This is a genomic window from Caulobacter sp. AVps16 (assembly GCF_058681455.1).
On record NZ_CM178739.1, the window covers coordinates 188,986 to 212,662 of the forward strand.

The 23,677-nt window shown below is 67.6% G+C and carries 27 protein-coding genes; 11 read left to right on the plus strand and 16 right to left on the minus strand.

All coding sequences use genetic code 11. The features are described from left to right. Window position 1: 1 nt before the first annotated feature. Both ACW17U_RS00915 and purE read right to left on the minus strand, forming a co-directional pair. On the minus strand, window positions 2-1,093 hold the full coding sequence (locus ACW17U_RS00915; protein ID WP_492054480.1) for a 5-(carboxyamino)imidazole ribonucleotide synthase: 1,092 nt from the start codon (window positions 1,091-1,093) through the stop codon (window positions 2-4). Between the two features lie 7 nt (window positions 1,094-1,100). Continuing rightward, window positions 1,101-1,610 carry a 5-(carboxyamino)imidazole ribonucleotide mutase gene (gene purE, locus ACW17U_RS00920; RefSeq protein ID WP_062149571.1) on the minus strand — a complete coding sequence of 170 codons (510 nt, stop codon included), beginning with the start codon at window positions 1,608-1,610 and terminating at the stop codon, window positions 1,101-1,103. A gap of 249 nt (window positions 1,611-1,859) precedes the next feature. Here purE and ACW17U_RS00925 point away from each other — a divergent pair, with 249 nt between their 5' ends. From ACW17U_RS00925 to ACW17U_RS00935, 3 genes are all read left to right on the plus strand, one after another. After that, complete coding sequence (locus ACW17U_RS00925) at window positions 1,860-2,573, plus strand: GGDEF domain-containing protein (protein ID WP_062149568.1); 714 nt, start codon at window positions 1,860-1,862, stop codon at window positions 2,571-2,573. Between the two features lie 134 nt (window positions 2,574-2,707). After that, window positions 2,708-3,070, plus strand: a complete 363-nt coding sequence (locus ACW17U_RS00930; RefSeq protein WP_062149565.1) for a response regulator — start codon at window positions 2,708-2,710, stop codon at window positions 3,068-3,070. Between the two features lie 63 nt (window positions 3,071-3,133). After that, window positions 3,134-3,757 carry a methyltransferase domain-containing protein gene (locus tag ACW17U_RS00935; RefSeq protein ID WP_492054481.1) on the plus strand — a complete coding sequence of 208 codons (624 nt, stop codon included), beginning with the start codon at window positions 3,134-3,136 and terminating at the stop codon, window positions 3,755-3,757. Between the two features lie 4 nt (window positions 3,758-3,761). Here ACW17U_RS00935 and ACW17U_RS00940 read toward each other — a convergent pair whose 3' ends face one another. The 3 genes from ACW17U_RS00940 to ACW17U_RS00950 form a co-directional block, all read right to left on the minus strand. Next, on the minus strand, window positions 3,762-4,001 hold the full coding sequence (locus ACW17U_RS00940) for a YdcH family protein (protein ID WP_062149559.1): 240 nt from the start codon (window positions 3,999-4,001) through the stop codon (window positions 3,762-3,764). A 66-nt stretch (window positions 4,002-4,067) separates the two neighbouring features. Further along, window positions 4,068-4,517 (minus strand): TIGR02444 family protein, encoded by a 450-nt coding sequence (locus ACW17U_RS00945; RefSeq protein ID WP_492054482.1) that lies wholly within the window; start codon window positions 4,515-4,517, stop codon window positions 4,068-4,070. Window positions 4,518-4,521: 4 nt separating this feature from the next. After that, window positions 4,522-5,151 carry a UbiX family flavin prenyltransferase gene (locus tag ACW17U_RS00950; protein ID WP_492054483.1) on the minus strand — a complete coding sequence of 210 codons (630 nt, stop codon included), beginning with the start codon at window positions 5,149-5,151 and terminating at the stop codon, window positions 4,522-4,524. A 130-nt stretch (window positions 5,152-5,281) separates the two neighbouring features. Between ACW17U_RS00950 and ACW17U_RS00955 the strand changes: the two genes are divergently transcribed. After that, window positions 5,282-5,455, plus strand: coding sequence for a YdcH family protein (locus ACW17U_RS00955; RefSeq protein WP_062149550.1), 174 nt, complete (start codon window positions 5,282-5,284; stop codon window positions 5,453-5,455). Between the two features lie 72 nt (window positions 5,456-5,527). Here ACW17U_RS00955 and ACW17U_RS00960 read toward each other — a convergent pair whose 3' ends face one another. From ACW17U_RS00960 to ACW17U_RS00970, 3 genes are all read right to left on the minus strand, one after another. After that, the gene (locus ACW17U_RS00960; RefSeq protein WP_062149547.1) at window positions 5,528-6,250 is read right to left on the minus strand and encodes a DUF1013 domain-containing protein; all 723 of its coding nucleotides are present in this window, start codon (window positions 6,248-6,250) and stop codon (window positions 5,528-5,530) included. A gap of 179 nt (window positions 6,251-6,429) precedes the next feature. After that, the gene (locus tag ACW17U_RS00965) at window positions 6,430-7,527 is read right to left on the minus strand and encodes a tyrosine-protein phosphatase (RefSeq protein WP_492054484.1); all 1,098 of its coding nucleotides are present in this window, start codon (window positions 7,525-7,527) and stop codon (window positions 6,430-6,432) included. A gap of 62 nt (window positions 7,528-7,589) precedes the next feature. Next, on the minus strand, window positions 7,590-9,869 hold the full coding sequence (locus tag ACW17U_RS00970) for a TonB-dependent receptor (RefSeq protein ID WP_492054485.1): 2,280 nt from the start codon (window positions 9,867-9,869) through the stop codon (window positions 7,590-7,592). Between the two features lie 60 nt (window positions 9,870-9,929). Between ACW17U_RS00970 and ACW17U_RS00975 the strand changes: the two genes are divergently transcribed. After that, window positions 9,930-11,294: a TetR/AcrR family transcriptional regulator gene (locus ACW17U_RS00975; protein ID WP_492054486.1), complete on the plus strand. Its 1,365-nt coding sequence runs from the start codon at window positions 9,930-9,932 to the stop codon at window positions 11,292-11,294. Window positions 11,295-11,320: 26 nt separating this feature from the next. Here ACW17U_RS00975 and ACW17U_RS00980 read toward each other — a convergent pair whose 3' ends face one another. Beyond that, on the minus strand, window positions 11,321-12,295 hold the full coding sequence (locus ACW17U_RS00980) for an NAD(P)H-quinone oxidoreductase (protein ID WP_492054487.1): 975 nt from the start codon (window positions 12,293-12,295) through the stop codon (window positions 11,321-11,323). Window positions 12,296-12,386: 91 nt separating this feature from the next. On the opposite strand from ACW17U_RS00980, the gene ACW17U_RS00985 reads away from it, so the two are divergent. Further along, window positions 12,387-12,593, plus strand: a complete 207-nt coding sequence (locus ACW17U_RS00985) for a DUF1192 domain-containing protein (RefSeq protein WP_062149532.1) — start codon at window positions 12,387-12,389, stop codon at window positions 12,591-12,593. Between the two features lie 189 nt (window positions 12,594-12,782). Continuing rightward, window positions 12,783-13,292 carry a protease adaptor protein RcdA gene (gene rcdA, locus ACW17U_RS00990; protein ID WP_062149529.1) on the plus strand — a complete coding sequence of 170 codons (510 nt, stop codon included), beginning with the start codon at window positions 12,783-12,785 and terminating at the stop codon, window positions 13,290-13,292. A 55-nt stretch (window positions 13,293-13,347) separates the two neighbouring features. Here rcdA and ACW17U_RS00995 read toward each other — a convergent pair whose 3' ends face one another. Both ACW17U_RS00995 and rpmE read right to left on the minus strand, forming a co-directional pair. Then, window positions 13,348-13,644, minus strand: coding sequence for a GIY-YIG nuclease family protein (locus ACW17U_RS00995; RefSeq protein ID WP_492054488.1), 297 nt, complete (start codon window positions 13,642-13,644; stop codon window positions 13,348-13,350). A 216-nt stretch (window positions 13,645-13,860) separates the two neighbouring features. Continuing rightward, window positions 13,861-14,085, minus strand: coding sequence for a 50S ribosomal protein L31 (rpmE, locus tag ACW17U_RS01000; RefSeq protein WP_035047522.1), 225 nt, complete (start codon window positions 14,083-14,085; stop codon window positions 13,861-13,863). 110 nt (window positions 14,086-14,195) lie between these two features. Here rpmE and ACW17U_RS01005 point away from each other — a divergent pair, with 110 nt between their 5' ends. Further along, complete coding sequence (locus ACW17U_RS01005) at window positions 14,196-16,049, plus strand: ABC transporter transmembrane domain-containing protein (RefSeq protein ID WP_166504278.1); 1,854 nt, start codon at window positions 14,196-14,198, stop codon at window positions 16,047-16,049. 37 nt (window positions 16,050-16,086) lie between these two features. Here ACW17U_RS01005 and ACW17U_RS01010 read toward each other — a convergent pair whose 3' ends face one another. The 4 genes from ACW17U_RS01010 to ACW17U_RS01025 form a co-directional block, all read right to left on the minus strand. Beyond that, the gene (locus ACW17U_RS01010; RefSeq protein ID WP_492054489.1) at window positions 16,087-17,388 is read right to left on the minus strand and encodes a hypothetical protein; all 1,302 of its coding nucleotides are present in this window, start codon (window positions 17,386-17,388) and stop codon (window positions 16,087-16,089) included. 85 nt (window positions 17,389-17,473) lie between these two features. Continuing rightward, the gene (locus ACW17U_RS01015) at window positions 17,474-19,138 is read right to left on the minus strand and encodes a hypothetical protein (protein ID WP_492054490.1); all 1,665 of its coding nucleotides are present in this window, start codon (window positions 19,136-19,138) and stop codon (window positions 17,474-17,476) included. 53 nt (window positions 19,139-19,191) lie between these two features. Then, window positions 19,192-20,262 (minus strand): glycerophosphodiester phosphodiesterase, encoded by a 1,071-nt coding sequence (locus ACW17U_RS01020; protein WP_492054491.1) that lies wholly within the window; start codon window positions 20,260-20,262, stop codon window positions 19,192-19,194. A gap of 162 nt (window positions 20,263-20,424) precedes the next feature. Continuing rightward, a complete protein-coding gene (locus tag ACW17U_RS01025; protein WP_062149523.1) occupies window positions 20,425-21,219 on the minus strand; it encodes an inositol monophosphatase family protein in 795 nt (264 codons plus the stop codon). 207 nt (window positions 21,220-21,426) lie between these two features. Between ACW17U_RS01025 and ACW17U_RS01030 the strand changes: the two genes are divergently transcribed. The 3 genes from ACW17U_RS01030 to ACW17U_RS01040 are packed head-to-tail and all read left to right on the plus strand — an operon-like array spanning window position 21,427 to window position 23,234. Then, window positions 21,427-21,822 carry a hypothetical protein gene (locus tag ACW17U_RS01030; protein WP_492054492.1) on the plus strand — a complete coding sequence of 132 codons (396 nt, stop codon included), beginning with the start codon at window positions 21,427-21,429 and terminating at the stop codon, window positions 21,820-21,822. Between the two features lie 3 nt (window positions 21,823-21,825). After that, complete coding sequence (locus ACW17U_RS01035; RefSeq protein WP_492054493.1) at window positions 21,826-22,371, plus strand: hypothetical protein; 546 nt, start codon at window positions 21,826-21,828, stop codon at window positions 22,369-22,371. Next, window positions 22,368-23,234 carry a sigma-70 family RNA polymerase sigma factor gene (locus ACW17U_RS01040; RefSeq protein ID WP_492054494.1) on the plus strand — a complete coding sequence of 289 codons (867 nt, stop codon included), beginning with the start codon at window positions 22,368-22,370 and terminating at the stop codon, window positions 23,232-23,234. Before ACW17U_RS01035 ends, ACW17U_RS01040 begins: the two co-directional genes overlap by 4 nt. Window positions 23,235-23,261: 27 nt before the next feature. Here ACW17U_RS01040 and ACW17U_RS01045 read toward each other — a convergent pair whose 3' ends face one another. Further along, window positions 23,262-23,672 carry a hypothetical protein gene (locus ACW17U_RS01045; protein ID WP_062149508.1) on the minus strand — a complete coding sequence of 137 codons (411 nt, stop codon included), beginning with the start codon at window positions 23,670-23,672 and terminating at the stop codon, window positions 23,262-23,264. Window positions 23,673-23,677: the final 5 nt, after the last annotated feature.

Consider the following 23,677-nt stretch of genomic DNA (forward strand, 5'->3'; position numbering starts at 1 on the left):
CCTAGTCCTTCAGGCCCCGCAGCCGGTTCACATGGCCCATCTTGCGGCCCGTGCGGGCCTCGCCCTTGCCATAGAGGTGGACGCGGGTCTCGGGCTCGGCGGCCAGCTTCTTCCAGGCGTCGACATCGGGGCCCAGCAGGTTGGTCATCTCGACATGGGCCAGGGGCTGGGTCGGGCCCAAGGGCCAGCCGGCCACGGCGCGGATGTGCTGCTCGAACTGGTCGACCTCGCAGCCGTCCTGGGTCCAGTGGCCGGTATTGTGGACGCGGGGCGCGAACTCGTTGACCAGCAGCTTGCCGCCGGCCAGCTCGAACAGCTCGACCCCGATGACGCCGACATAGTCGAGGGCGGTCAGGATTTTGGCTGCGATGGCTTCGGCCTGGTCACGGGTGGCCGGGGTGACCCTGGCCGGGGCCACCGTGCGCCGGAGCACACCGCCCTCATGGTGGTTTTCCGACAGGGGATAGCAGGCGATCTCGCCGTCACGGCCACGGGCGGCGATGACCGACAGCTCGCGGCCGAAATCGGCCGGGGCCTCGAGGATAGCCGCCTGGCGGCCGATTTTCTCGAACGCGGCTTCGGCGTCGGCAGCCCGCTGGATCCAGGCCTGGCCCTTGCCGTCATAGCCCTCGCGACGGGTCTTCAGCAGGGAGGGTGCGCCGATCTTGGCGACCGCGGCGGCCAGGGAGTCGCTGTCCTGGACGGCGGCGAAGGCCACGGTGGGCACGCCGATCTCGGCCATGAAGCTCTTTTCCACAACCCGGTCCTGGGCGGCGGCCAGGGCCTTGGCCCCCGGCGCGACGACACAGCCCAGGGCCGTCAGCTCGGCGACGGTGTCGGCCGGAACGTTCTCGAACTCATAGGTAACGACGTCGCAGGCCTCGGCCAGGCGCTTCAGGGCCCAGCGGTCGTCATAGGCGGCGACGATCTGGCGGGCCGCGACCCGACCGGCCGGGCTGCCGTCCTCGGGGTCGAGGATCACCACGTCAAAGCCCAGGCGTGCGGCGGCGAGGGCGAGCATCCGGCCCAGCTGGCCGCCGCCCAGGATGCCGATCGTGGAGCCGGGGACGAGGGGGAAGGGCGCGTCAGTCATCTGTAGTTCAGTCCTCGACGCTTTCGGCGACGCTGTCGGTCTGGGCCTGACGGAAGGCGGCCAGGCGACCGGCCAGGGCCGGGTCGGACAGGGCCAGGATCTGGGCAGCCAGCAGGCCGGCATTCTTGGCCCCGGCCTCGCCGATGGCCAAGGTGGCGACCGGAATGCCGCCCGGCATCTGGACGATGGACAGCAGGGAATCCAGCCCGCTGAGGGCCTTGGACTGCACCGGCACGCCCAGGACCGGAAGATTGGTCATCGAGGCGGCCATGCCCGGCAGGTGGGCCGCGCCGCCGGCTCCGGCGATGATCACCTTGAAGCCCTGGGTCTCGGCACTGCGGGCGAAGTCGAACAGGCGCTCAGGAGTGCGGTGGGCCGAGACTACCCGGGCATCCCAGGCGACGCCCAGGCTGGTCAGGGCGTCAGCGGCTCCCTTCATGGTCGGCCAGTCGGAGCGGCTGCCCATGATGATGGCGACGGGCGGCGCGCCCGGGCTGTCCGGGATCGGGTTTGGCATCGGCGTCGAGGTCCCCTGAAGTCGGCGCGCGGGCTCCGCCCTGCGGGGGCGAGGCCTGAAGCCGCCCCGTATGCGCGTCCATGACGCGAGTGCAAGTCCAAAACGTTCAGGGCGCTGCGGTTTTAGGCGCGGAGGCCAGGGCGGGCAGCCCCGGGGCCTTGTCGCTGCGACCAAAGCGCGCCCGGATTGCGCCTGCCGCCGTTCGCGTTAACACTTGTCCGATCTGTGCAAGAAACGATTCCCTAGCCCATGAAGATCTCCGGTGCCCGGACCGAACCCTTTGCCGCCATCCGCAAGCGGGCCCTGGCCCGTGCGGGGGCCCAGGTTTCCGTGCGCGAGGCCCAGTCGCCCGACAGCGCCGCCTTTCTCGGCCTGAGCGAGGCGGACCTGACCCCCCAGGTGCAGGAAGCCCTGACCACCCTGATGACCGAGATCGATGACCTGCGCAGCGAGGTCTCGCGGCTGAAGCTGCGGCTCAATGAAGCCCAGCAGCAGGCCGACCAGGATGTTCTGACCCCGGTGCTGAACCGTCGGGCCTTCCTGCGCGAGATGAAGCGCGTGGCCGCCTTCGCCCAGCGCTATGGCTCGCCGGCCAGTGTGGTGTTCTTCGATCTGGATGGCTTCAAGAACGTCAATGACCGCTTTGGCCATGCGGCCGGAGACGCCGCCCTGCAGGCCGTTGCGGGCCGACTGCTGGCCAATGTGCGCGAAAGCGATGTGGTCGGGCGCATGGGCGGCGACGAGTTCGCCGTGCTTCTGGCCCAGGCCGACAAGGAAACCGCCCTGTCAAAGGCCGCCAGCCTGGCGGCAGCCGTTCAGGATACGCCGGTCGAGTTCGGCGAATGGTCGGCCCCGCTTCATATCTCCTGGGGTGTTCGCGAGATCGAGCCGGGCACCGATCCCGAAATCGCCCTGGCCGAGGCCGATGCCGCCATGTTCGTGCGCAAGCGCAAGCAAGCCTGAAAATGATGCACCGACTCGCCTAACAGGAATGCGACCTTTTGCCCGGGGACTCTTCCTGTTACCCCGCGCTACCAATTTAACGGTTGGTTAAGCTAAGACCCCCTGACTGTCGTTGGGGCGTGTGGGGCGCGAGAATGCAACGAATTCTGATCGCCGAGGACGATCCGATCCTGGCGATGATCTATGAGATCACGCTGGGCGAGGCCGGCTTCGATGTGCTGGTCTGTCGCGACGGCGAAGAAGCCCTGGCGGCCCTCGATGCCTTTGCCCCCGATCTGGTGATCACCGACTTCTACATGCCGCGCATGACCGGCGGCCAACTGATCCGCGCGGTCCGCCAGAGACGCGGCAATCTGACCTGCACCATGCTGGCCTCGGCCATCGACCCGGTCGGCCTGCGCGAGGATGAATGCGCCGACGCCCGCATTGAAAAGCCGATCACCCCGGCCCGGCTGCTCAGCGGCGTCCGGGCGCTGGAGGCCTGTCAGGCCCACTGATCGATTGGCCCGCTGACAAGTTCGGCGAACAGGGCGATCAACAGCCCTCGCCAGGGGGCTCGCATGACTCACGAATGCGCCAAGTCGATCGTCCGCCGCATGCACGATCCGAAGTTCGCCAGCCACTATTTCGTGGGCCATGGCGTGGATGTGGGCGGCGCGCCCGATCCGCTGGAGCGTTTCCGGCCCTTTTTCCCGCTGATGCGCGACTGCGACACCTGGGACCTGCCCCAGGGCGACGGCCAGTATCTGGCAAGCGTCCCCGACGAAACCTATGACTTCCTGCATTCCAGCCACTGTCTGGAGCACCTGGTCGACCCGGCTGTCAGCCTGCAGAACTGGCTGCGGGTGCTGAAGCCGGGCGGCCACATGGTGGTCATGGTCCCTGACGAGGACATGTACGAGCAGGGGGTGTTTCCCAGCACCTTCAATGACGACCACAAGTGGACGTTCACGATCTACAAGCCGGAGTCGTGGAGCGGGCGGTCGTTGAATGTGCTGGACCTGCTCCGCGACCTGGGACCCCAGGCCGAGGTGCAGAAGGTCGAGAGCCTCAACAGCACCTTCTATCACACCAACCAGAGGCTGGATCAGACCCGCCTGCCGACCACCGAATGCGCCATCGAGTTCGTGGTGCGCAAACGCCAGCCGTCCGAAGTGGTCGCCCGGGGCCGGCTGCCCGGCTAGAGCGTCAGGCGATGATGTCGGGCATCAGCAGGTCTTCAAGCCGGCCGATCTTGTCCTTCAGGGCCAGCTTCTTCTTCTTCAGCCGGGCGATCTGCAGCATGTCGGGCTGGGGGCGTTCCTCCAGCGCGTGGACAGCCGCATCCAGGTCCTGGTGCTCTTCCCGCAGGATCGAAAGTCGGCGCTCGATCGCGATGTCGGACTCGTCCGACGGATCGTCGTCGTTCGTCGACGGTTCATCGGTCATGGATGGTTCCCCCTGGCCGGCCGCCAAGTCTGATAGATAGCAAAGGCGGGGCCTGCGTAAAGGGTTTCACGACAGGGCCGTCGCAAGCCGTTCGAGCGCCGCCTGGCGGGGCGGGTCGCCGGAGGCCGCTGCGGCCGCGATCAGGCCGTCCAGAACGTCCCGCGACGGGCCCGGCGGACCACACAGGGCCTCGAGGCTTTCCATCAGCACCCTCTCGCCCTGCAGCTCCACGCCCTTGAGGGCTTCGCGAAAAGGCTCGCGCGCCGAGTCGGCCACATCCTGGAACGGGGCCTTGAGTGCCCGGCGAATACCACGCAGCGGTGCCCCGACCTCGGTGTCCCACTGTTTCATCAGGCGGGCGGCGGCCTTGGGGTCGGCAGAGCGGCCTTCCCCGGCCGCCCAGGCAGCCCAAAGCAGGTAGGGCACGTTCTGTCCGTGGGCGTCCTGCAGGTGCAGGCAGGCGGCCGCGACATCCTGTCGCGCATAGGCGGCGAGGGCCCAGTCCCAGAGGATCATGATCTTAACCTTCTCCCTTGCCGGTGATCGGGGCGATGTCCTCACCCCAGCGCTTGACGGGCTTCCAGTCGAGGTCGAACAGGTCGAGCACCCGGCCCACGGACTGGTCGACCATCTCGGCGATCGAGGCCGGCTTGGCATAGAAGGCCGGCAGGGGCGGGGCGATCACGGCCCCCATCTCCGCGAGCTTGGTCAGGGTGCGCAGATGGCCCAGATGCAGGGGGGTTTCGCGCACCATCAGGGCTAGGGTCCTGCGCTCTTTCAGGACCACGTCGGCAGCCCTCGTCAGCAGCGAAGACGTTACGCCACTGGCGATTTCGCTCATCGTGCGCACCGAACAGGGGGCGATGACCATGCCCAGGGTGCGGAACGAGCCTGAGGCGATGGCGGCCCCGACATCGGCCGGGCGGTGGACCACATCGGCCTTGGCCTGGACGTCGCTGACCGTCAGTCCGGTCTCCTGGGCCAGGGTCAGGGCAGCCGATTTGGACATCACCAGATGGCTTTCCACCCCCAGGTCGCGACAGGCGTCCAGGGCCCTGAGGCCATAGACGACACCGGACGCGCCGGAGATTCCGATGATCAGTCTCCGGGGGTCCCGGGGGCGCTCAGAGCGGCTTGCAGGGTCTGGCATGGTTAATGTTCGTCCGGCACGGGATGAAGATCGGTCACGTCAAGCGGGGCCACGTGCAACCATATGTGATCTGACAGCCGGACGCAGCGGGTGTTCACTCATCGGCGTCAACAGCAAGGAGCCGTCAGCCATGGCGATCGAATCCCGTATCCGCGAACTTGGGTCCCGTCACGAGAACCTTGATCGCTCGATTCAGGAAGAGACCAAGCGTCCCGCCAGCGATGCCACCCGACTTAGGGAGCTCAAGCGACAAAAGCTCAAGCTGAAGGAGCAGATAGAGGGACTTAGATCCCAGCTCCATTGAGGCTCACCGATTAGAAAAGGCCCATTCCGGATGACCGGAATGGGCCTTTTTTCATGCGGTCGTGAGACCGTCTCAGTCTTCGTCTTCGTCGTCTTCGTCGTCGGCCACATAGGTCGAGGTCCCGAACACGTCCTCGGCCTTGGGCTCGGCGCGCGACTTGCGGTAATCGGCCTCTTCGTCCTCTTCGTGCGTCTCGACGACGCCGGTCTCGGAGGCGGGGCGCAGGGTCGGATCTTCCGGCAGGATGCCCTTCTTCAGGTCATCCTTGGCCTTCTTCTCGGCGGCCTTCTTGACCAGGGCGTCCAGTTCCAGCTGGCCGACGAGGCCCAGGGTCACGGGATCGACCGGCTTGATGTTGGCGGCGTTCCAGTGCGTGCGGGCGCGGACCTGCTCGATGGTCGACTTGGTGGTGCCCAGCAGCTTGGAGATCTGGGCGTCGGTCACTTCCGGGTGATGGCGCAGGAACCAGGCGATGGCGTCGGGGCGATCCTGACGGCGCGACACGGGGGTGTAGCGCGGGGCCTTCTTCTGCGGCTTCAGCAGCTCGGCATGGCGGCTGACCTGGGCCTTCATGCGATAGGCGTCATTGGCCTGGGCGCGGTCCAGCTCTTCGCGGGTCAGCTGGCCATTGCCGATCGGATCGGCGCCGCGGATGTCGCGGGCCACTTCGCCATCGGCGATACCGCGCACTTCCAGCGGGTGCAGATTACAGAAGTCGGCAATCTGTTCAAAGCTCAGCGACGTGTTGTCCACGAGCCAGACGGCCGTCGCCTTGGGCATCAGGATGTCGGACATGCGGTCCTCCAGAAATGACGGCGCCCGGCCTTTCGGCCGGGCGGGATGTTGCTGAACGCTATAATCCGGTTCTGGCGGAAAGGGAACGGGGGATACCCGAAGAGTCCAGCGAACTTGCAGCCGCCTTGCGAGAAGGGCGGAGGGGATCCGTCAAGTTCGCTGGCTGTCCCGGGCCGGTATCAGACCAGATAGGTCTTGCGGAGCTGGGAGATTCGGGCGTCCGTCAGGCCAAGGCGCGCCTTGGCCAGGGCTACGGGCCCGCCATGCTCCCGGTCGACGGTGGCCAGGGCCTCGCGCATGACGGCGGGATCCGAACCCAGGATCACGTCCAGGACTTCCGGCGGCATGCGGGCGAAGGCCTGGGCCTGCTCGGACGTTAGAGCACTTGATCCGCTGCCCTTCGCGCCCTGGGCCATCTGCTTCTTGTAATAGGCGGGTGGCGTATAGGTCTGGGTCAGGGCGTAATCGGCAATGACGGTCTCGCGAGGGACCCCCAGAACCGAGAGCACCAGGGCCGCGCCCATGCCGGTGCGATCCTTTCCGGCGCTGCAGTTCATGGCCAGAGGGGCCTCGCCTGCCGCCAGCCGTGCAAAGAGATCGCTATAGTGCGGCGTCAGCAGGTCGATGAACTGGACATAGGCGTCCGCGAAGACCTTGACCGCCTCGGCCTTGGTCGTGGCGCGAACCAGCGCGCCCATCGAAGAGGTCATGTCATAGTCAAAGGCAATGACCTTCGGCCCGGCTGCCGCCTGGAAGGGCGTCGGCTCGCCGGTGCGTTCCTGCGGACTGCGAAGGTCGCAGATGACCGAAACCCCCAGTTTCGAGAGGTAGTCCATGTCGGCATGGGTCAGGCTGCTCATCACGCCCGAGCGATAGATCCTGCCCCATCGGACCTGACGGCCGTCTGTCGTGCGATAGCCGCCGAGATCACGGAAGTTGCGCCCCCCTGCCAGCGGCAGGAGGCGCTCGGCTACCCGGGTCTGGCCGCCGCTGCGCGTGGTCAGAAGAAAATAGGGTCGGGGAGTCATGGGTGTGGGCAGGTCAAGGGTGCCGCCGGTGACGTTGGCCTTGACCAGGCGCATGGCAGATCGCGAGGCGTCAGGATCCGTGGAGAGATAGATCGAGGTCCGGTCGGACTTTGCGCTCCAGTCCAGTTGCAGGGATCCGGCCTGTTTACGGGTCACCGCGCCCTCGAGCGGTGTTGCTGCAAAGGCTGCCGGGGCGGCAGCCAGGGTGCCGTTGGCGAGAGCCGCCAGCAGGAAGTCTCGACGGTTCATCTTGAGTGCTCCGGGAACGACCGGGCGAGCCTGGCTCGCCCGGTGTCGGCTTTGCTGCAGGTCTAGAACTTGATGTTGGCTTCGATGCCGAAGGTGCGCGGCTCGTTGTAGATGCCGTACACGCCCAGAACCGCGCTGGTGTTGCGGTAGAAGACGTGGGCCTCATCGAGCAGGTTTCGCGACCACAGGGACAGCTGCAGGGCAGGACCGCCCTCGCTGACCTGGATGTCGGTCAGGGCCACGCGGCCATTGACGATCAGGGACTCGTCGCTGAGCGTCGGATCAACCGTATTGGTGTACTGGCCCTCGGCATAGTTGGCGTCGAGGTGGACCCGCAAGGTTGCGCCAAAGGCGGGGCGCACATAGTCGGCGGCCAGGCTTGCGGCGTTCTCAGGCGTGTAGAGCGGATAGATCGTCGCCTGGGTATTGGTGAAGGGGTTGAAGGCCTTCGACAGCGTGACCTTGGTATAGGCATAGCTGCCCGTCAGGGTCAGGCCCTCAAACGGTACCAGGGCGAAATCGGCCTCGAAGCCCTTGGTTTTGCCCGTGGCCGCATTGGTGGTTTCCAGCGTACCGCGGTTGTTGTTGAGGATCAGGACGTTGAAGTCGACCTGGGCGTCCTTGATGTCGCCGGAATAGGCCGCGACATTGAAACGCGCGCGGCGGTCCCAGAACTCGCTCTTGGCCCCGATCTCGAACATCGAAACCTTTTCAGGGTCGAAGGCGCGATAGGTCAGGGAGCGGGAATTGGCCCCGCCCGCCTTGTAGCCGGTGCTCCAGCGGCCATAGACATTGATGTCCGGGGTCACATCATAGGCCACGGTGACCAGCGGGTCGATGTGGCTCCAGGATTCGTTGAGCGGAATGATGCCGACGATGGTCGCCTTGCTGGCGTTGACATAACGGGGCAGGGCACCGTTGACGATGTCGAGGGAGCCGGTCTTTTCGTCCTTGGTCAGGCGCGCGCCCAGCGTCAGGTGGAGCTTGTCGTCGAGGACCGGCGGCGTCCAAACGCCCTGGCCGAAGACGCCCTGGCTGGTCGTGGTGACCTGGCTGACCCGGTCAAACGGCACGGCCCGAAGGTCCAGGGACAGGGTCGAGTAGGCCGTGCCCGTGGCATTCCACTGCAGGGTGTTGGGGGTCTGGGCGTTGTCGTCGACGTTCTCGCGGTAATAGAAGGCTCCGACGACATATTCGAGGCGTTCGGTCTTGCCGATCAGTTGCAGTTCCTGGCTGAACTGATCCTGGTGAACCTGGGCCAGGCTGTAGCGGGCGAACGGCGCATTGGGCGCGAAGGCCGAGAGTGCGGCCGCGCCGTTGTCATACTGGCCCTGCTTGAGTTGCCGATAGGAGCTGATCGACTTCAGTTCCATGTCGTCCGAAAGCTTCCAGCTGAGGTTCAGGCGATGGCCCCGCGTAAAGCCTTCGCTGATCCGCAGGGGGACGCCGACATTGGCGCGGTCGGCGCGATCGGGCTGGGCCGGTGCCAGCGGTGCCAGGGTCAGGATGCCCTTCTTCAGCAGCTGAACATTGTAGGGCGTCGAGCCGTCATAGGAGACGTCGAAGGCATAGTCGGCGCTGACGTTTTCGGTCGCTCGCCACAGGGCCTGGATCTGCAGGCCGCGCTTGTCGTAGGCGTTGAAGTCCGGCTGGCCGGAGGTGGTGGGGTTGGTGATCGTGCCGTCGCGCTTGCTGAGCAGGGCGTCGATCTTGACACTGACGCCCTTGAAGCTCGGCAGGTCGAGATGGGTTTCCATCTTGTGCGAGGCATAGTTGCCATAGCCGACCGTGGTATTGAGGCCGAACTCGCCGGTCGGGGCCTTGGTGATGATGCTGATGGCACCGCCTTCGGTATTGCGGCCGAACAGCGTGCCCTGCGGCCCCTTCAGAACCTCGATGCGCTCGACGTCGTAAAGGCCTGAGCCCAGGCCCTGGGCGCGGCCCAGATAGACGCCGTTGACATAGACGCCGACCGCCTGGTCGCGAGCCGGCTGGTTCGCGTCGCCCAGAGCCCCGATGCCGCGCATGCCGATGGTCAGGGCGGACTTGCGGGCGAAGAAGGGGGCGACCCGCAGCGAAGGAATCGAGCCGTCGCCGAGGTCGTCGATCGACTGGACGTGGCGGGCTTTCAGGGCCTCGCCGTCCAGGGCCGAAATGGCGATCGGCGTGTCCTGCAGGTTGGTTTTGCGCTTCTGGGCGGTCACCAGGATTTCGGTGAGGCTGGTCTCGCCCTCGGCAGGCGCCGGTGCGTCGGCTGCAAGGGCCTGACCGTTCAGCGTCAGGGCCGCAGCGCCTGCCAGCAGGCTCGCGCGCAGCGCCACCCCATGAAATTGCCGTCCCATTCTGCACCCCACCTGAATCTGAAGTGGCCTGTTGGCCGAGGTGCGAGGTAGGCGTCCTTCATGACCTTGGAACGAATGTTATGTCACGGTTTGGCGAATATGGCCGCCGACACCCCCTTGGGGTTGCGCCTTCTTTCCGGCCTGACAGAATGTGCCATGGTTATAGGTTCAAACCCGGAATCTCCGGTGCCCACTGCGACGTCCGGGCAAGATGGAGATGGGCGCAGCGAGCGTCTTCGACTGGCGGCCGCCGAGGTCATTGCCCACCATGGAGTCGCGGCAGTCTCGGCGCGGTCCATCGCCGCTGCTGCAGGGATGGCCCCGAGCGCGATCAACTATAACCATGGCAGTCTGGAACGCTTGTTATCGGCAACGTTCACGCGGGGCATGGCCGATACCGCGTGCTGGTTGAAGGGCCGTCTCGGCGAGCTCGCCTTCCTGCCCGCCACGCCGGATGCTGCTGCCCTGGCGCTTGAGGATGTCATTGTTCAGTGGACGGCAGGCGAGCGGTCGCTCGCGGTCCTGTACCAGGAATGTCTCGCCACCAGCCTGGGCTCGGGCGTTGCCGCGGACTGGACGCGCCTCTGGCGAGACTTCTGGCTGGATGTGGCGGAGCAGTTCGGCCTCGATCCGCTGGAGGGGCGGCTCCTGCATGTCTTTTTTGAATCCGAAGCCCTTCACAACCTTTCCCGATGGTCCCCCGCGCTCGAGCGCGGGGCCCTGCGGGAAATGTGCGAGTTTTTTGCGGAGGCCTGGCTGGGAGCGATCCCGCGACCCGGGCGCGGTGCCCTGGAGCAGGCAGAGCGGATCGCGGGCGCCAAGGCCCATGGAACACTGCCGCCCGCGGCCCTGCGCATTGCGGAAGCGGCGGCGGAGGTCGTCGAGGACAAGGGGCTGGGCGGACTGACCCATCGCGCGGTCGCGGCACGGGCAGGCCTGACCACCGGTTCCGTCACCCACCATTTCCGCTCGATCGAGGATCTGCTCGCCGGGGCGATCCGGGGGCAGGTTCAGCTACTGATGCAGGAGGCGGATGGCGGCAGCCACGACCAGTCGCCGCCGGCGATCGATGATGTCACCTCGGTCGAGCACTTGATCGATGCCATTCAGCTCCAGGCCGGCCAGGATCGCCCGCCCAGTCCACTGACGCGTCGGCGTAGTCTCTTCCTGGCGACGATCCACCGACCAGATCTGGCGACTGCCGGGGCGGTGATCCGATTTTCCTATGGTGGCACGGTCCGCGAGGCGCTGGGGCGCCTGCGGCCGGGGACACACGCCTCGCTTGCCCTCCCGGCAGGCGTCCTGTCGCGGCTGCTTTCGGCCCTCTGGTATGCCTGTTCGGCAGAAGATGAGCCGAGGACGGCGCGCGAGCGGCTCAGCCGCCGGATCAATGAACGCTTCGTCGTGGGTCTGCGGGCAGGCTGAACGCGTCCTTGCCCGGCGATGGCGGTTCACACCACCAGCACGACCTTGCCGACATGTTCGCCCGCCTCGAGATGGGCATGGGCCTTGCCCGCTTGTTCCAGCGGGAAGGTCGCGTCGACGATTGGCTTCAGCTTGCCCGCCGCGATCCAGGGCCAGACCACGCGTTCGATCTCGGCCGCCAGACGGGCCTTCTCGTCGGCAGAGCGGGGGCGCAGGGTCGAGCCGGTGATCGTGGCGCGCTTCTGCATGATCTGCATGACCGGCACCTCCAGCACCGGACCGGCCAGGGCAGCGATATAGACGATGCGGCCGCCGATATTCAGGGCGCTCAGGTTCTTTTCGAAATAGCTGGCCCCAACCATGTCGAGCACCACATCGACGCCGCCGGCCGCCCGGGCGATCTCGGCGAAGTCCTCGGTCCTGGTGTCGACGGCGATGTCGGCCCCCAGCTCAAGGGCCTTGGCCTTCTTGTCGGCCCCGCGTCCGGTGGCGATCACCCGGGCCCCGGCGGCCTTGGCCATGGCAATGGCGGTTGTGCCGATCCCGGACGTTCCGCCGTGCACCAGCAGGGTCTCGCCGGCCTTCAGGGTGCCATGCTCGAACACATTCGCGTAGACGGTGAAAACGGTCTCGGGCAGGGCGGCGGCGTGGACCATGTCGAACCCGTCGGGCACGGGCAGGGCATGGCGGGCGTCGACCACGGCATATTGCGCATAGCCGCCACCGCCCAGCAGGGCGCAGACCCTGTCGCCTACCGACCAGCGTCCGGTGGCCACCAGGACCTCACCGGCGACCTCCAGGCCCAGGGTGGCCGGGGCTCCGGGCGGGGGCGGATAATAGCCCAAGCGCTGCAGCAGATCGGGCCGGTTGATCCCCGCCGCCGCGACCTTGATCAGGATCTCGCCGGGTCCGGGCACAGGGCGCGGCAGGGACGCGGCAGCCAGCGCCTCGGCGGGCCCCTTGCCGCCTTCAACGGTAATCGCGGTCATGGCGTCGGACATGGTGTTTCCGTTTCTCTAGCTTGCCTTGCGTCCTAGGTAGGCGTCAGATGGACCAACGAAAAGGACGTTCATAGTCTTGGGGAGCCAGTCGATGTTCGAGGAACCCGTCGAGCCACGCGCTTTCAATCGTGGCGCACTCAGCGAGACCATCCACGAGGACCTCGAGATCTATGGCGTGGCCGAGCTCGAGGAGCGGATCGAGGCGCTGCAGGCGGAGATCACCCGCACCAAGGCCCAACTGGACAAGAAGCGGGCCGGGCGCGACGCGGCCAATGCGCTGTTTGGTCGCCTCGACTAGCAATTCATTTACCCTAACCAATGTCTAAAGGCGGGATGCCGCCTTGGATCTCGCCCGCGCGTTTTGCGGGCCAAGTCAGGGTCGAAGGGGGCGGGTCGCGAAACGGGACGCTGGAGTTTGGCATGGGGGTTGCAGTCCCTTCGCCGGGCGAGACGTTCTCGCGGCCTTTCGAAGGGGCATTGAGTACCTATGACCGATCTGAACGCATCTGCGTCGACACCGTGGCGCGCGGGGGTCATCCAGGACTTCGCGAAGTCGGAACTGTTCGATCGCACCTTCGAGGAAGGCATGATGCTGGTCGAGGAAACCGCCGCCTATCTTGATGGGGCCGGCCGCCACGACAGCAAGATCCTCTCGCGCAACGCCGCCCTGGCCTATGCCACCGAGAGCATGCGCCTGACGACACGCCTGATGCAGGTGGCCTCCTGGCTGCTGGTGCAGCGGGCGGTCAAGGAGGGCGAGATGGCCGCCGAAGCCGCCTGCGCCGAAAGCTATCGTCTGGCCGAAGAGGTCGCGGCGATCGGGGCTGCGGTCGAGGAACTGCCCTACGGCCTGGTCAATCTGCTGCAGCGGTCCGAGCGCCTCTACGAGCGCGTCCGGCATCTGGACCGCCGGATGTATATCGAAGTCGCTTCTGAAGAGGCCCCCCGGCCCGTTCAGGCCCAGTTCGATCGACTGGCGGCGGCGTTCGGCGGTTAATCCAGATCGTCATCCCCCGCTTCATGCGGGGGCCCAAGCTGGGATGGCCGGGTGCTCAGCAATTCCAGGTCTCATAGAGATCAGTCCAGGTCGGGTTGAAGCCCTCGATCAGGTTGATCTTCCACTGGCGGTGATACTTCTTCAGCCGTTTCTCGCGATGGATCGCGAAGCTGATGTCCTCGTGCTCCTCATAGTAGACAAGCCTGTGGACACCGTACTTTCGGCAGAACTGACTGCCTACGCCTTCCCGATGTTCCCAGATCCGGCGCGACAGATCGTTGGTCACGCCCATGTAGAGCGTACCGTAGGGGCGACTGGCGAGGATGTAGGTGTTGGCGGCCAATAGTCGCATAGATTGAAATCTGCCGCCGGTATTTCAATCTAAAATTTAGTCATCACCCGACTTGTTCGGGTTACCCAAGCGGACCTGGCCGCCTCGGCTTGGGTACCCCGCACGACGCGGGGGATGACGGCGTCTTGTAGATTTGACGGCAGCACCAATCCCAAACAGAAAAAGCCGGCCCGCGAACGCGGTGCCGGCTTTCCGTCGCCTTGCGGCGAGAAACGCTTACTTCTTGGTGAAGCCCGCGAACTTGGCGTTGAAGCGCGACACGCGGCCACCACGGTCCAGCAGGTGGGCGTTGCCGCCGGTCCAGGCAGGGTGCACGCGCGGATCGATATCCAGGGCGAGCACAGCGCCTTCCTTCCCGTAGGTCGAACGGGTCGGATAGCTGGTGCCATCCGTCATGGTGACGGTGATGAAGTGATAGTCGGGGTGAATGTCTTGTTTCATCGGGCGGTCCAACCGACTGGCGGTGTGAAAGTTGGTGAGCGGACGCCCTTGCGGGTGGCCCTCGAAGAGGCGCGGCTATAAAGAACACCCGCGAATTTGGCAAGGGACAGTTGATGACCGACGTGCACGGCGGGGATATTTCGGTCGAGGGACGCCCCGGCGCAGGTGCTGAACTGGCCCAGGGAATGTCGGAAGCCGCCGCCCGGCGGCCGCGCCGCAAGGACATCCGCCCCCTGGCCCATCTGCTGCCTTTCGTGCGCGCCCATATCGGTGACGCCCTGGCGGCCGGCTTCTTCCTGCTGTTCTCGACCAGCGCCACCCTGGGCCTGACCGCCGCCTTCAAGACCGTGATCGACAAGGGTTTTGCCACCGGTGCCGCCTCGGCGGTCAATGGGGCCTTTGTGGGCCTTGGCGCGGTGGCCCTGGTTCTGGCCGTGGCCACCTCCCTGCGGTTCTTCTTCATCACCCGGCTGGGCGAGCGGGTCGTGGCCGACCTGCGGCGGGCCCTCTACGGCCATACCCTGACCCTGGATCCGGCCTATTTCCTGAAAACCCGCACCGGCGAGGTGCTGTCGCGCCTGACCACTGATGTCACGATCATCGAGCAGTTGGTCGGAACCTCGGCCTCGGTGGCCGTGCGCAACATCCTCAGCCTGGTGGGCGGTCTCGGCTATATGGCCGTGGTCAGCCCCAAGCTGGCCGGCTTCATCGTTCTGATGGTGCCGGTGATCCTAGCGCCGATGTTCCTGATGGGCCGCCGGGTGCGCAAGCTGTCGGTGACCGCCCAGGACCGTTTCGCCGACGCGGTCGGCTATGCCGGAGAGAGCCTCGACGCCCTGGACACGGTGCAGGCCTTCGGACGCGAGAAGGCCTCGGACAGCCGCTTCGGCGAGGCGGTCGAGATGGCCTATCAGGCCTCGGTGCGGCGCATCACCGCCCGGGCCGTCATGACCGCCGTGGTCATCGTCCTGGCCTTCGGCGGGATCACCCTGCTACTGTGGTCCGGTGCCCATCTGGTGCTGTCCGGCGAGATGACTGCGGGCACCCTGGCCCAGTTCGCCCTGCTGGCCATGATGACCGCCGGGTCGATCGGGGCGCTCGGCGAGGTCTGGGGCGATGTCCAGAAGGCCTCCGGTGCCATGGAACGCATAGCCGAACTGCTGAGCTCCCGGCCCGGCATCGCCGCGCCGGAAAAGCCCAGGACCCTGCCGCAGCCGGCGACGGGGGCCGTCGCCTTCGAAAACGTCACCTTCGCCTATCCGGGCCGCCCCGACCTGCCGGCCCTGAACGGCTTTGATTTGACCGTCAGGGCCGGTGAGACCGTCGCCCTGGTCGGACCCTCAGGCGCGGGCAAGAGCACCGTCCTGCGCCTTCTGCTGCGCTTCTACGACCCGCAGGCGGGCGTCGTGACCCTCGATGGTGTCGATCTGCGCGACGCCGACCCGGCCGAGGTTCGCCAGTGCATGGCCCTGGTGGCCCAGGATTCGCCGCTGTTCTCGGGCTCGGCCCTGGACAATATCCGCTTCGGTCGCGCCGACGCCACCGAGCAGGAGGCCCGCGACGCCGCCGAGGCGGCCCAGGCCACCGGCTTCCTCGAGGCCCTGCCCCAGGGCTTCGACACCCCGGTCGGCGAGCGCGCCAAGACCCTGTCGGGCGGCCAGCGCCAGCGCCTGGCCATCGCCCGGGCCCTGGTGCGCCAGGCCCCGATCCTGCTGCTCGACGAGGCCACCAGCGCGCTTGACGCCGAGAACGAGCGCCTGGTCCAGCAGGCTCTGCACGCGGCCATGGCCGGCCGCACCACCCTGGTCATCGCCCACCGCCTGGCCACCGTGCTCAAGGCCGACCGCATCGTGGTCATGGAGGACGGCCGCGTGGTCGAACAGGGCACCCACGCCGAGCTTTCGGCCCGCGGCGGGCTCTATTCGCGGCTGGCCAAGTTGCAGTTCGGGGTGGAGGCGGCTTGATATGCTCTCTCCCCTTGCGGGAGAAGGCCTTGGCTGACTACCTCGCCAGATCCGCCGGTGTCGTCGGCTCGCTGATTACCGCTTCCATCGCCTTCCAGCGCGCATCCTGGCTGGCTCCGGCCCGCTCCACATGGGCCCGGACCATGTCCTGGCCGAGATTGTAGTTGATGACATAGGAGCGGTAGGTCTCGATGAAGCTCAGGCGCTTCTCGGCACGGGCCACCGAGCTCAGGCCATATCTGGCCAGGGCGGCGACGGCAGTGGGCTTGTCCATCTTTCCGGACAGATAGGCGTCGGCGATGGTGTTTTCGCTGCTGGCCAGATCGGCCTTGGCGGCCATCAGGGCGTCATAGGCGTCGGCCGTGGCCGGGTCGAGGCCCGCCAGCGGATAGAGCTTTTCGCGCTCGAATTTGACCTTTTCGGCACCCGGAAAGGCCAGCCGGATGCCGTAATTGGCCGAGCCCTCGGCGATCAGGGACTGCGGCGAGAACAGCGGATAGACCGAGAACTCCACCCAGCCCCTGGCCTTGGTCAGCCGGTCTTCCAGCTGCACGTTCAGCACATGGTGGCCGGGATAGCCCTCGTGGCAGCCCAGATCGACGGCGCGGCTGATGGCGACGGGCAGGTCGGTATTGATCTCGATGAGGCTGTGGGCCCCGCCCTTGTACCAGTTGTAGCCGCTCCACGGCTTGCCGGTGACGAAGGCCAGGTCGAAGCGCTCGGCCTTGGGCAGGGGAATGTGGACCGCCGTCCGCGCCTTGCAGGCGGCGATGGCGGCCTGCATCACCGGCTCCAGCCGGTCGGCGGGGATCGTGTAGCGGGCCTGGAAGGCATCGATGCGGCCGGCCAGATCGCCCCCGCCCGGGACCAGCTTGTCGATCCGGGCCAGGATCGGGTCATAGGCTTCCAGCGGCTTCAGCGGTGGCCGGACGCCGAACAGGCCCTCGGCCTCGTCCTGGAAGCTGAACTTCGTGCCGTCCAGCATGGCCAGGCGGGTCTCGGCGGCTTTCAGCTGGCCCAGCAGGAAGGCCTTGCGGCGGCGCTCGTCGGGCGAGAGGGCCGTATCGGGGACAGCGCGGGTGGCGGCGGTCAGGCGAACGGCCTCGGCCTTCAGGGCGGGCACGGCGCGCGGATTGGCCTTGGCGGTCTCGGCCCAGGCCTTGGGGCCGTAATAGGCGTCGACATAGCCCGGCTCGCGCTCACCGGCCTCCAGGGTCAGGTGTACGAAGTCGGTTGCGATCCGGTCCAGGTCCTTGGGGCCCGGGGCCGCCAGGGCGGACACGCCGGCCATCAGGGTTACGGCCAGGGTGGCCAGGGCGGCGGCGCGGCGGATCGGCATGTCGGGGGTCCCCAGAAGATGGCAAGGCCGGCAGGCTGCACCAAGCCGCCCCGTCGGGGCAAGGCCGCGAGCGCCACGGCCGGCCTCAGCTCTGGGCCAGACCGATCCGGGCGAGGTCTCCGGTCCAGCCGCGCCGGGCCAGGGCCTCATGCTCGGCGGCAGCCTCGTTCAGGCCCAGACGTCGCTCGGCCTGGGCCAGGACGCTGAGCGTGATCGGATCCTTCGGACGGCGGGCCAGGGTCGCGCGGGCCTCGTCGGCCGCGCCGCGCGCGTCGCCGGAGGAGAGCATGGCCGCGGCAAGGCTGCGCCGAACCGGATACCACCACAGGGGCGGGTCGGTGATGTCGCGGAAGCGGGTCTCCTCCAGGGCGGCGGCTTTGCGGAAGGCACGGGCCGCGTCACCGGGGCGGTTTTCGAGCATGGCGATACGGCCCTCCAGGACCAGCCGGGCCACCCGCGTCGCATCCGCCGCCTGGCCGCTGGTCCCGCCGAAGGCTCGAAGGTCGCGCCGCGAGCGCTCGACCTGGGGCGCCTCGAGGCGCGCGCCGTCCAGATCGCCCTTGCGGATCAGGGCCTCGCCCCGGGCATAGCGCCACATCGCCTTCAGATAGGGCAGGGCCGGCTCGGGCAGGGCCAGCACCTCGTCCACCGGGGCATAGCGCCCCTCGACAGCATAGGCGGTGCCGGCGACCATCTGGTCCCAGCCCTGGTCGGCGGTCAGGGTCCTGGCATGGACCAGGAACGGGCGGGCGATGGCCAGGCCGCCCTCGGCGTCGCCGGACATCAGGGCTCCCGCCGCGCCGAACTGCACATTGTGGGCGTGGTAGAACAGCTTGAAGACCCCGTCCTCGCCCTCAAAGCCCTCGGCCTTGGCATTGGCCGCGTCGATCCGCGCGGCGCTGGCGTTCGAGGTCAGGGCGTCCTGGTAGCGTCCGACCCAGTAATAGGTGTGCGAGGGCATGTGGACGAGGTGGCTGGCGGCGGGCGCGACGCCCTCGAGCCTGTCGGCGTACGGCTCGGCCCGGCCGGCGAAGCCGCTCATCTCGGTGGCATGGATGTAGAAATGGATGCCGGCGGCGCTGTCGGGCGAACGCTTAAGCGCCCTTTCCAGCAAGGCGACCGCCCGGGGCATCGTGCTCATGTCGCCGGTCATCGAGGCCCGGACCATGACCGCATCGGCGGCCAGGACCGCCAGTTCGTCATCCTCGGGGTGGTCCGCAGCAAGGGCCTCCATGGCCTGGGCATAGGCCACGTCGCCGGGGCCCTTGCCGCCGCCGTTCTTGTAGCGGGCGGTCATGGCCGCGATCAGGGCGCGCTCGACCGGCGGACCGTCGGCGGCCAGCACCGTGGCGCGGACCATCAGCGCGGCCATCTTCGCCTGGGTCGCGGCGTCGACCGTATAGTTAATGGTGGCCCCGCCGGCCCAGGCCTGGCCCCACAGGCACATGGCGCAGTTCGGATCGCGACGGGCGGCCTCTTCAAAGGCGGCGATGGCGGCCTTGTGGGCGAAGGCGTGACCCAGTTGCAGGCCGTTGTCGAAATAGGCCTGGGCCTCCGGTGAGGCGGTCCGGATCGTCCAGCGGGCGCTGCCATAGCCCGGCAAGAGGCTCACCGCCCTGGCCGGCGCATCCCCTGTCGGAGCTCCGGCCGAGCACAGCGTCGTCGCCGACGGCGGCAGGGGCGGAGCATCGGCCTGGGTGAAGGCCGGCACCAGGGCCATCAGCCCTGCGGTAAAGACGATCGCGCGCAAAACCCGTTCCCCCGGAAGCCCTCACCGACCATCAGTCGGCGAAGCGCCTTCGGTCAAGCGCGTGCCGCCACCGCGAGGGCCGGGAAGTCGCTGAACACGCCGTCGACGCCGACAGCGTAGAGGGCCTTGAGTACCGCATCGGCGTCGCCGTGGCGGGCCAGATAGTCGGCGGTCTGGGCATCGCCGCGGCGCAGGGTCTCGGGCAGGAAGTAGTTCTCGGCCCGCACCGTCCACGGATGGACCTGCAGGCCGGCGGCATGGGCGTCGCTGACGAGGCGGGTCGGCGCACCCAGGGTCTTGCCGTCGGTGGGCACCACAAGCCGCCAGTTGGGTCCCAGGCCGTCGGCATAGGCGGCGACGCCCTTCAGGCCCTCGGCGGTCAGCAGGTCGGCATATTTGACGCCCGGCAGGTCGGGCGGACCGCCCTCGGCATCGGCCAGCAGCACCAGCCGGGCGCGGGTCCTGGCGCGCAGGGTCTTCAGGGGGGTGACCTCGAAGCACTGGACGAACACCGGGGCGGTGGCCGAGTTGAGGTCATTGCGCTTCAGGGCGTCCAGCATCCGGCCTTCGACCGGCAGGCCGATCGAGGCGAAATAGCTCGGGTGCTTCATTTCGGGATAGACGCCGATGACGCGGCCCGTGCGCTTTGTGCCGGCCCGGGCGATGGCGACCACCTCGTCGAAGGTCAGGATCTGGGCCTGGCCGTCAAAGGCGGCGCTGGTCGGGCGCAGCTGCGGCAGGCGCTCGCGGGCCCGCAGGGTCTTCAGTTCGGCCAGGGTGAAGTCTTCGGTGAACCAGCCCGTGACGCTCTCGCCGTCGATGGTCTTGGTCGCCTTGCGGGCCGCGAACTCGGGGCGGGAGGCGATGTCGGTCGTGCCGCCGATCTCGTTCTCGTGGCGGGCGACCAGATGGCCGTCCCTGGTCGGCACCAGATCCGGCTCGATGAAGTCGCAGCCCTGCTCGATCCCCAGCTCATAGGCCAGGGCCGTGTGTTCGGGGCGCAGGCCCGAGGCTCCGCGGTGGGCGATGACGAGGGGCCTTTTGCCCTGGGCCCGCGCCAGGCCGGGCAGGAAGGTGCCCGCGAGGGCGGCGGTGGTCAGGGCGCGACGGGTCAGCAGGGTCATGGCGGCGATTTAGCGCTGCATCATGACACTTTGGCTAGGGGTGAACACTGGCCCCCTCCGGGCCTGCGGCCCTCCTCCCCCGGAGGGGGAAGACGAGATCATCCGCCCCCTCCGGGGGCGGACGGCTGCGCAGCAGCCCGGTGGGGGCGAGTCTGGCGGTTCCTAGGCCAGGCGCAGTTTCTCCAGCACAAGTGGGTGCAGGTCCTGGTTGGCGGCCAGGATCGAGGCCCCTTCGGCCGGGTTGCCGTCCTCCTCGATGGTCGAGACCTTGCCGCCCGCTTCAGTGACCATCAGCACGCCGGCCGAGACGTCCCAGGCTCCGAGATTGCGCTCCCAGTAGCCGTCGAAGCGGCCGGCGGCGACCCAGGCCAGGTCCAGCGAGGCGGCACCGAAGCGGCGGACGCCGGCGACCTTCTGGCTGATCTGGTGCAGTTCCTTCAGGAACTGGGCGTGGCCGGGCTTGCCGAGGAACGGCACGCCGGTGGCCAGAACGGCTTCGTCCAGGCTGCGACGGGCGGCGACGCGCAAGCGCTTCTCGGCCCCGAGGAAGGCACCCTTGCCCTTTTCGGCCCAGAACAGGTCGTGGGTGATGGGGTTATAGGTGACGCCGGCCACCACTTCGCCCTCGCGCTGCAGGGCGATATTGACCGCGAAGTGCGGGATGGCGTGCATGAAGTTGGTGGTGCCGTCCAGCGGGTCGACGATCCAGGTGTGGGTCTTGTCAGTGCCCTCGATCAGGCCGCGCTCTTCACCCAGGAAGCCATAGCCGGGGCGGGCCTTTTCCAGGATTTCGAAGATGGTCTGCTCGGCCTTGAGGTCGGCATTGGTGACGAAGTCAGCCGCGCCCTTCTTGGACACCTGCAGCTCGGTGACTTCGCCGAAATCACGGGCCAGGCCACGTGCGGCCTTGCGGGCGGCGTCGATCATCACGTTCAGAAGGGCGGAGGGAGTGGCCAAGGCGGGTTTTCCTCATAGGTCCCCCTGCGCAGCGTCTGGAGCAGACGGCGGGGGATATGCGAGCGGCAGTCAGAAAGATCGGGAAATTGGGCGCGGAACCTAGTCGCGGACGCGCGCGAAAGCAAGGCAGGGCGAATTTCGGCCTGCGATGTCACAACCGGTCGGGCTGTCTCGTCCTGTCCTCGAAGACGATGGCGGAGGGCGATCATGGTTCGCTGGGTTTGCGGGTTTCTGGGGGTGCTGTTCGGATTGAACGGCGTGGCGATGCTGCTGCAGCCCTATGGCTGGTTCGGGGCCGTGCCGGGCGTGATCGAGACGGGGCCGTTCAACGACCATTTCGTGCGCGATGTCGGGGCGACCTATCTGGCCTGCGCGGTCGGACTGGCCCTCGGGGCGTGGAACCCGGCGCGGCACGCCGGGGCGGTGACGGTGGCCGCGACCTTCCAGGGCGTCCATGCCCTGATCCACCTCATCACCCCGTTCTGCGGCAAGGCCGTGCCCTGGCCCCTGCTGGCGCGGGATTTTCCGGGCGTGATCCTGCCGGCCCTGCTGACGATCTGGATCGCGGTGGTCGCCCTGCGCCTCACCGCCAGGGAGGGCTGAGCCATGCTGACCTGGCTGATGCGGGCGGCCGTGCGGCGCATGGAAAAGCGCTATGACTATGACGCGGCCTATCTGCACGACCTGCTCTCCGCCGGACCCCGGGCGCTGACGGCCTTTTTGGGTGTCCAGAAACTGGCCGGCTATCGCGAGGGTGCGCCGTCCGAGGCCCTGGCGGCGGCGGGTCTGGTGGCTACCCTGGCCGAGGACTGCGGATCCTGCGTGCAGATCGGGGTGAGGATCGCCCAGGAGCAGGGCGTCTCGCCCGCCGTGCTGCGCGGGGTTCTGACCGGCGATGCCGGCCTGATGGGTGCTGATGCCGGCCTGGCCTATGGTTTCGCACAGGCCTCGCTGGTCCGGGATCTGGAGCGCGCCGATCCCCTGCGGGACGAGGTGTTGCGGCGCTGGGGCCCCAGGGGCCTGGCCGCCCTGGCGCTCGCCATGGCTTCCGCTCGCGTCTATCCCACGGTCAAATATGCCATGGGCCACGGCAAGACCTGTTCGCAGGTCAGGGTGGACGGCGAGGCTGTGAGGGTGGTCAAGGCGGAATGACGAGGTCCGACGCGCTATTCGAAGCCCGACGCCCGGCCATGACGGGCCTCGCCTATCGCATGCTCGGCTCGCGCGCTGATGCCGAGGACGTGGTGCAGGACGCCTGGCTGCGCTGGCGCAAGGTCGAGACGGGGTCCGTCGCGGACGGCGCGGCCTTCCTCAACCGCGTGGTGGCCCGTCTGTGTCTCGACCGGCTGAAGTCGGCCCGCGCCCGCCGTGAGGTCTATGTCGGCGAGTGGCTGCCCGAACCGCTGGTCGACGAGGATTTCGACGCTGCGCCGGGCGCGCTGGATGCCGACCTGTCGGTGGCCTTCCTGCTGGCCCTGGAGCGCCTGACGCCGCTCGAGCGCGCGGCCTTTCTGCTGCACGACGTGTTCGACACGCCCTTTGCCGAGGTCGCCAGGACCCTGGGGCGCGGCGAGGCCGCCTGCCGGCAACTGGCGGCCCGGGCCCGCCAGCATGTCCGGTCAGAGCGCCCACGCTACAGGCCGACGGTTGATGAGGAGCGGTCTCTGACCGCGGCCTTCCTGATGGCGGCCATGACGGGCGATGAGATGTCCCTGCGCAGTCTGCTGGCCCCGGACGTGGTCTGGCATGCCGACGGCGGCGGCAAGGTCGCGGCCGTTCTCAGGCCGGTCCACGGCCTCGACAAGGCCGTGCGCCTGATCCTGGGCATCCGCAAGAAGTGGCCGCCACCCGAGGGCACGACCGCGCGCCTGGCCCGCATCAACGGTCACCCCGGCATCGTGGTGTCGCACGCCGGCATCGTATTCCAGACCATGGGCCTGGAACTGGTCGAGGGCCGGATCTCGGCCATCTATACGATGCGCAATCCCGACAAGCTGGCGCGGCTCAACGCTTGAGCCACAGCGGTATCGGCACCCCAAAGGTCAGGGCAGATCGACCTTGGGCAGGCTGTCGCGGGCTTCGCAGGCCAGCTTGCCAGCGCTGCCGGCGGCCGCCCTGGCGTCGTCGATCTTTTCGCCGCTGCGCCAGCCCTTGCTCAGACCCATGTCTCCGGCGAAATCCATGCCCAGGTCGATCCACTTGTCGGCCGCGCAGTCCAGGGCGAACATGATGATCGGCCCCTTGCTGGCCGGCCAGTTCCTGTAGGGGCCGTTGGGCTTGCCCTCGGCGATGCGGACCAGGACCATGCCGGACTTGGCGTCCACCCGCATATAGTCCTCGTCATAGAAGGTCTTGGCCTCGCCGGGCGAGGGCTTCCAGTTTTCGGCCAGGGCGTAGGTCGCCACAGACAGGGCCGCCACGCCCACCACGCACAATACGAGTCGCTTGTTCATCGCGT